The sequence below is a fragment of the Cypionkella sp. genome, from assembly GCF_034376685.1.
Lineage (GTDB): Bacteria > Pseudomonadota > Alphaproteobacteria > Rhodobacterales > Rhodobacteraceae > Cypionkella.
The window spans coordinates 26,332-33,373 of the sequence record NZ_JAXMJJ010000023.1; the positions used below are offsets into that span (position 1 = coordinate 26,332).

At 61.3% G+C, this 7,042-nt stretch carries 6 protein-coding genes and 2 pseudogenes; 4 read left to right on the forward strand and 4 right to left on the reverse strand.

Annotated elements, in window-relative coordinates; all coding sequences use genetic code 11:
- Positions 1 to 55 precede the first annotated feature (55 nt).
- The 4 genes from U1A24_RS05170 to U1A24_RS05185 form a co-directional block, all read right to left on the reverse strand.
- Positions 56 to 1,213 (reverse strand): ABC transporter substrate-binding protein, encoded by a 1,158-nt coding sequence (locus tag U1A24_RS05170; protein WP_322320909.1) that lies wholly within the window; start codon positions 1,211 to 1,213, stop codon positions 56 to 58.
- 97 nt (positions 1,214 to 1,310) lie between these two features.
- Positions 1,311 to 1,859, reverse strand: coding sequence for a 3-hydroxyanthranilate 3,4-dioxygenase (locus U1A24_RS05175; RefSeq protein WP_322320910.1), 549 nt, complete (start codon positions 1,857 to 1,859; stop codon positions 1,311 to 1,313).
- A 10-nt stretch (positions 1,860 to 1,869) separates the two neighbouring features.
- Positions 1,870 to 2,823 (reverse strand): dihydrodipicolinate synthase family protein, encoded by a 954-nt coding sequence (locus tag U1A24_RS05180; RefSeq protein ID WP_322320911.1) that lies wholly within the window; start codon positions 2,821 to 2,823, stop codon positions 1,870 to 1,872.
- The gene (locus tag U1A24_RS05185; protein ID WP_322320912.1) at positions 2,820 to 4,286 is read right to left on the reverse strand and encodes an NAD-dependent succinate-semialdehyde dehydrogenase; all 1,467 of its coding nucleotides are present in this window, start codon (positions 4,284 to 4,286) and stop codon (positions 2,820 to 2,822) included. The genes U1A24_RS05180 and U1A24_RS05185 overlap by 4 nt, the downstream gene beginning before the upstream one ends.
- 146 nt (positions 4,287 to 4,432) lie before the next feature.
- Between U1A24_RS05185 and U1A24_RS05190 the strand changes: the two genes are divergently transcribed.
- From U1A24_RS05190 to U1A24_RS05205, 4 genes and pseudogenes are all read left to right on the forward strand, one after another.
- Positions 4,433 to 5,389, forward strand: coding sequence for a LysR family transcriptional regulator (locus U1A24_RS05190; protein ID WP_322320913.1), 957 nt, complete (start codon positions 4,433 to 4,435; stop codon positions 5,387 to 5,389).
- Between the two features lie 82 nt (positions 5,390 to 5,471).
- Positions 5,472 to 6,160 (forward strand): annotated as a pseudogene (locus U1A24_RS05195) (DUF2793 domain-containing protein); the annotation flags it as partial.
- Positions 6,161 to 6,329: 169 nt separating this feature from the next.
- Entirely contained in the window at positions 6,330 to 6,497 is a 168-nt protein-coding gene (locus U1A24_RS05200) for a hypothetical protein (RefSeq protein ID WP_322320914.1), read from the forward strand.
- A gap of 68 nt (positions 6,498 to 6,565) precedes the next feature.
- Positions 6,566 to 6,901: pseudogene (locus U1A24_RS05205) on the forward strand (D-Ala-D-Ala carboxypeptidase family metallohydrolase); the annotation flags it as partial.
- Between the last annotated feature and the right edge of the window lie 141 nt (positions 6,902 to 7,042).

The window sequence follows — 7,042 nt, forward strand, 5'->3', positions numbered from 1 at the left end:
GGAGTGGATCAGGTGTTGGCTGTGGTGCGGGATACAATACCCCGCACCTGAAGCACTACATTTTGCAATCAGCAGCGTAGATATCGCCCACCGCTTCACGCAGCGTTTCGCGCGTGACGATCTCGGGTTTGCCATCCGCACCCGCGACGACTTCGGTCAGGAACCAGTCCTGCACCGGATGCTGATTGGCACCGAAAGCAAAATTGCCGCGTGTGCTCTCGAACTTGGCGTCCTTCAGAGCGGCGCGCAGCGCGTCGATATCATCAACCCCGCCGGTTACCGCAAAGGCCGAGGCGATCAGCTTTGCCGAATCATACGCCTGCTGCGCGTAGGTGGTCATCGGGCGGTCTGGGTATTTTTCGGCCCAAGCGGCCACCATCGCTTTTGACGCAGCATTGTCGAAATCGGCAGCCCAGTGGGTGGTGCCTTTGATGCCGATTGCCGCATCACCGACCGCGCCCAGAATGACGCTATCCAGCGACGGCTCCGACAAAACCATCGGCGTCTGCCCCAACAAACCAGCCTGCTGATATTGCTTGAGGAAGGTGATGCCCAGACCGCCCGGATGGAACTGGAACACCACATCCGGTGCCGCCGCGCGGATCTGCGCCATCTCGGGGGCAAAGTCAGTTTGATCCAGTGCGGTATAGATTTCCGTCACCTCGCCGCCGAACTCGCGCTTGAAACCGGCAATCGCGTCCTGACCTGCCTGATAGTTTGGTGCCAAGGCGACAGCAGTGGTGTAGCCCAGCTTTTTCGCCGCCGTGCCCGATGCTTCGTGCAGCGCATCATTCTGCCAGCTGACGACGAAATAGTTCGGGTTGCACTCTGCCCCGGCAAGGCCGGAGGGTGCCGCATTCGGGCTGATGTAGATTGCGCCGCTGTCCACGATCTCTGGCACCGTCGCGCCAGCCACGTTGGAAAACACGATGCCCGTGATCAGCTTGATACCTTCTTCATTCAGGAATTTGTCAGCGATCTGCAATCCACTGCCGGGCTTCAACCCGTCATCCTCGACCACCACCTCGACCTCGACGCCGCCCAACTTGCCGCCTTCCATCTCGACAGCCAGTTGAAACCCGTCCCGGATCTGCTCACCCAGATATCCGGGTGGGCCGGACAATGTGGTGATCATGCCGATCTTCACCGGTTCGGCCAGGGCGGCAGCGGTTGTCAGTGCCAGCAGGCTGGCCGCAGTCAATAGATGTCTCATCGTCGACTCCCATGTTGATCACCCGTTTCGGGCATTTTTGATTACGCTAAACAGAACTCAAACTATTTCAAGCACGAATATTTCAAACCCAAATGATTTACAGCACAACCCATCCGGGTGGAGGTTCCTTACCGGGGTGCAATGCACCACAGTTCTGGCAGGTGCGCAGTTTTTCATCGGCGTAGAAAGCGGCGTAGAGCGGCGGCAGATCATCGACGATGCTGACCAGATCCACTTCGGCGCGGTGAACGCGTGCATTGCAGTCAAAACAATACCATTCCACCGCGTCCAGCGCGCCTTCGGGGCGGGCGGGTTCGATCACAAGACCGATAGAGCCTTCCTGCGGACGTTGCGGTGAATGTCGGATATGGGCGGGCAACAGAAAGATGTCGCCCTCGCGGATCGGCACATCATAGAATTCGCCACTGACGGTATCGTGCAGCTTCAGCAGCATATCGCCCTTCAGCTGATAAAAGAACTCTTCCACCGGATCATCATGGTAATCAGTGCGCTTGTTGGGGCCGCCGACGACCGTGACCATCAGGTCGGCGTCTTTGAACACCATCTGATTGCCCACAGGCGGCTTCAACAGGTGCTTGTGCGCGTCGATCCATTTCGCAAAGTTAAAGGCGGCAAGGCGTGACATGAGTGCTTCCTTACAGTTTCAGGCCGCAGGCATCAAAGGCGGCGCGGGTCAGGGCTTTTTCGGCGTCGGTCAATTCCAGACAGGGCGGGCGCACATGGCCGCCGACTTGGCCCAACAAGCCCTGCCAGTACTTCTGATGTGCATGCGGTTTTTCGTCCGGGCGTGTGTCGCGCAGGGCCCGACGCACCGGATCCAGTGATGCGCGGATCGCCCGCGCCACGTCAAACTGCCCGGCAAAAGCCGCATCTGTATAGTCGCGCATCCGGCGATCAGCGGCGGTTTGCAGCAGATAGGGCGGCGATGAGCATAGATACAGCTGCCAGCCCAGTTCGATGATATTGTCCAGCCATTCCTCTTCCGAAGCGGTGGACACCAGAATCCGATCTCCCGCCAGCCGTGTCAGCTCGGCATACATCGGGCGCGGCACCGAATACTTGATCGCCACCACATTTTCGATATCAGCCAAGCGGTTACACAGCGCCGGGCTCATCAGATATCCGCTGTCAGGGTGTGACCAGAGTGCTATGCCAATATCAACCTTGCTTGCTATCGTTTCGTAATAGCGCAACAGGGTTTCGTCCTGCTGCTTGAAGAAGTGCAGCATCGGCGCATGAACCACGATGTAATCTGCACCGCAGGCCTGAGCATGGCGGGCGAGATCTATCACCACATCCATGTTCTGATCAGAGCATGACATGATCGTTTGCGCCCGCCCTGCGCAAGCCGACACCGCCAGATCAAAGGCGCGCTTGCGTTCTTCGACTGACATGGCAAAGAACTCGCCCTGCTTGCCCGCAATGAAGAACCCTTCGATACCAAGATCTTCAATCCAGTGGTCGATATTCTGCCGAAAGCCGCCTTCGTCAATCGACAGGTCTTCGGCAAAGGGCATCAGGGCAGCGGCCCAAATACCCCGCATATGGGCACGGGCATGGGATTTGGCGGAGGTGCGGTCATAGTTCATGGCTGTGCTCCTGCAACAGTCGGTTCGGTTTCCAGCTCCATCCGATGCGAGATGGTTCTGGTTTCCACATAGTGCAGCATACCTTCCAGCCCGCCTTCACGTCCTTGCCCGCTGGCCTTGACCCCACCAAAGGGCACCTCAGCCACCGATGCCTCCAAGGTGTTGATCGACAGATTGCCCGCTTCGATCTCATTCATCAACCGGTCAACCGTCGCCGCCCGGTGGGTCATGGCATAGGCCGCCAAACCGAAGGGCAGAGCATTGGCCCGGGCAATCGCCGCGTCCAGTGACGCTGTGGGATTGATGATCGCCAGCGGGCCGAAGGGCTCTTCACGCATCACGCGGGCATCGTCGGGCACATCAGCCAGCACGGTAACGGGGTAGAAATACCCCGGCCCCTTTGGCCGCACCCCACCCGTCAATACACGTGCCCCCTTGGCACGGGCATCATCAACCAGCGCGGCAACCGCCTCTACCCGGCGATGATTGGCCAACGGGCCCATTTCAATCCCCGGCACCAAGCCGTTGCCCATCGGAACGGCAGCAGCACGCGCGGCAAAGGCCGCAGCGAAGGGTGCAAAGATGGCCTGATCCACGTAGAACCGCGTCGGCGAGGTGCAGACCTGCCCGGCATTGCGTGCCTTGCGCACAGCCGACATCACCCCTGCCGCTTGCGGGTCCACATCATCGCACACGATCACCGGCGCATGGCCGCCCAGTTCCATCAACACCGGAGTCATCGACCGCGCGGCCATTTCCGTCAGATGAATCCCAACCGAGGTGGATCCGGTAAACGCCACCAGCCGCACCTGAGCATGCGGGATCAGATGCGCGGAAATCTCGGCGGGTACCCCGAACACAAGGTTCAGCACCCCGGCCGGCAGGCCCGCATCGTGAAAGGCACGGGCAATGTGCAACGCCCCTGCCGGGGTTTCCTCGGCCGCCTTGATGATGATCGCGCATCCCGCCGCCAGCGCACCTGCAATCTTGCGCGCAGGCTGGCTCATCGGGAAGTTCCACGGCGAGAACGCGGCCACCGTGCCGACCGGCTGCGGAATCACCAGATAGCGGATGCCGGGGGCGCTCGGCACCACGCGCCCATAAAGCCGCTGCGCCTCGGCCGCATCCCATTCAAAGAACTCACAGCCGCGAATCACTTCCAGCCGCGCTTGCGCCAACGGCTTGCCATGTTCCAGCGTGATGGCATGGGCGATCTCGTCAGCTCGGGCACGCATCAGTGCTGCGGCCCGTAGGATCACCGCAGCCCGATCGCGCGGTGCGGTGGCCCGCCAGGTCCGAAATCCGCGCTCCGCTGCCTCCAATGCGTCGTCCAGATCTCGCGCCCGCACCACGGGAAGCTCAGCAATCACCGTTTCGGTTGCAGGGTTCAGCACAGGCAACCCCTGCCCGGTCTTGCGCCAGGCGCCCCCGATATAAAGCTGAAGATCAGGATAGTCAGGCATGTGGTCCTCGGCAGATCGATATGGTTCGCGTCAGGGTGAAGTGTGAACGACATGAATACAAATGAATTGATTGGCTTTGTATATTCTCTATAGGAATATCAACGCTACTCCATCCGTCGCCCACCCCGCCAGAAAGCACAACGGTCATGACCCAAGCTTCATCTGCGCACAGGCTTAGCCTGCGCCACCTGCGCATCGTCGCGGTCATTCTGGCCGAGGGCAATCTGATGCGCGCCGCCACAGCGCTGAACATGACCCAGTCCGCCGTGACCAAGGCGCTGCAGGATGCCGAAGCGCAAATGGGCGTGCCGCTGTTCCTACGCACCAATCGCGGGGTCGTGGCCACGGCTTTCGGCGCCAAGCTGGCGGCCCATGCCCGGCTGATCTTGGCGCAAGTGGGTCGTGCTGAACAAGAAATGGCAGATTTGCGTGACGGCACGGCGGGGCAAGTGACAATCGGCACGTTGCTGGCTGGCTCTGCTGGCCTGCTGCCCGAGGCAATCATGCGGTTGCGGCAGCGACAGCCCAACCTGGAGATCCGCGTCGAGGAGGCGACAAACGATGTTCTGATGCCCGCGTTGCGGTCGGGCGAGCTTGATCTGGTGCTGGGGCGGTTGCCAGAGTTCCGTGACCGCGACGGGCTGCGGCAAGAGCATCTGATGGATGATTTTGCCCGCATCGTGGCACGGCGCAATCACCCGCTTGCCCTGCGCACCGACCTGCAACTGGCAGATCTGCTGACATGCGACTGGATCTTGCCGGGCCACACCACCACATTGCGCCGCCAGATCGAGACCGCCTTTCGTGACGCCAATCTGGAACCGCCGGTGCACTCCGTTGAAACCGTGTCGTTCCTGACAACGCGGCAGCTGTTGCGGCAGACCGATTATCTGGCCGTCTGGCCCGCGCAGCTTGCCGCGCTGGAAAGCCGCGAAGGCGATATCGTGGCACTCCATATCCCGCTGCCGTCCACCCGGCGTCCTATCGGCATTTCAACGCGCGCCGATGACCTGATGTCGCCCGCCGCCACCCGGCTGGTGGACAGCCTGCGCCAAGTGGCAAGGCAAACCGCCCCGCCTCCCGGTCCTGCCATGCACGGCTGAACCCGTCAGCAGTATGCCAGCTGCCGCCGCAACATTTGCGTTTCCTGCTGGATACCTCCGGCAACAATAGGCTTCATAGCCCATTCAAGATCCTCTCTGGTTGAGCAGGGACGCGTCTACGCAAGTCGGCATGCCGCAGGCGAACCTGACCGCGCAGCTGCTGGGCCTCGGCGCGGCGACAGCCGACAGCTCCATCCGCCTGTCGATGAACACACCGGCTGTCCTTCTGAACAACGCAGGTGCCGGGATCGAGGCGACGGTGAATAAGGCGGCGACCGGGAATGACGCCCCCTTCGCTTTCAAGACCGGGTTTTCCGCTCGTGCCCTGATCGGCCTTCTGGGCAACGACAACTTCAGCTTCAAGGTCAGCTCGAACGGGTCGACGTTCTTTGATGCCATCGTGGTGGATCGCACCAATGGTCAGGTGGAACCACGCTGACGCTGGCTGCGGTGATCAACGCAGTCGGCATCGGCTTCCAGCGCGGCACACATGCCAACTGGCAGCTCGTCACGAACGACGGCACCGGAGCGCGGACCCTGACCGACATGGGCGCGCCTTTTGCCATGGCCACCCGCGGCGTGCTGACGCTGTTCATCGCGGCACCACCGAACGGCAGTTCGGTCTGGGTCAGGCTGGTTGATGAAGTCAGCGGGGCGATCTTCGAGGACGAGCTCACGACCGATCTGCCTGCCAACACGCAGTTCCTCTTGCCGCGCTTTTACCTGAACACCGGCGCGACCGCCGCCGCCTACGACTGCGCGGGCCTCTAGGTTGAGACCGATTATTGAAGGGATCATCATGACCTAACGCACCACTATCCTGCAGGAGGTCGGCCAGGCCTTCCGCGAAAACGGCCTGATCGCCGCCATCACCGCGCTTGTCGGTGGCTCGCTCGCCATTGCCGCCACCGTCACCCGCAAAGCCTTTACCAACTAGGCCATGCTGGAGCGCCTCGACCGCGAGCTACACCTCGAGCGCGAGCGGATCGACAGGCAGCGCGCCGAGGACCGCAAGGCGGATGCCGACCGGCTGGAGCGCATCGAGACCGACATCCGCGCCATGCGGGATGTGATGTTCGAAGCCTTCCAGCGCGGCCGCACCGACTGAACAAATCGCCAACCATCCGACCCACCCCACCCGCCCCCGAGGCGGGTTTTGCATTTGTGGAGACCACCATGCCGACCACGACCTATGCCCATTTCAGTGACGTGCCCGAAAGCGCCTGGCGCTGGCCCAGCTTTTCCCCGGCAGAGATCGCCTGCCGCGGTACCGGCGCGATCAAGATCAACGACGAAGCGATGGACAAGCTGCAGCCCCTACGCAACCGTCTCGGCAAGCCGCTGATCGTTCGTCCCGGCTATCGCAGTCCCATCCACAATCGTGCCGTCGGCGGTGCCCCGGCCTCCAAGCACATGCTGGGCACCGCGTTCGACATCGCCATGTCGAACCACGATCCCGCCGCCTTCGCCGAAGCCGCTCGCACCGTTGGTTTCCTTGGCTTTGGCACCTATCTGTTGATTTTCACCCAGAACTAAGCCGGTTAGGCACATAATTTTCACTGAGAACTGAGCCATGTGAACCTACCCCCAAAGCGGTGAGCGGCGGGGGCAACGGAGTGATCCACATGGGACTATTGAACATCATCCGACGGA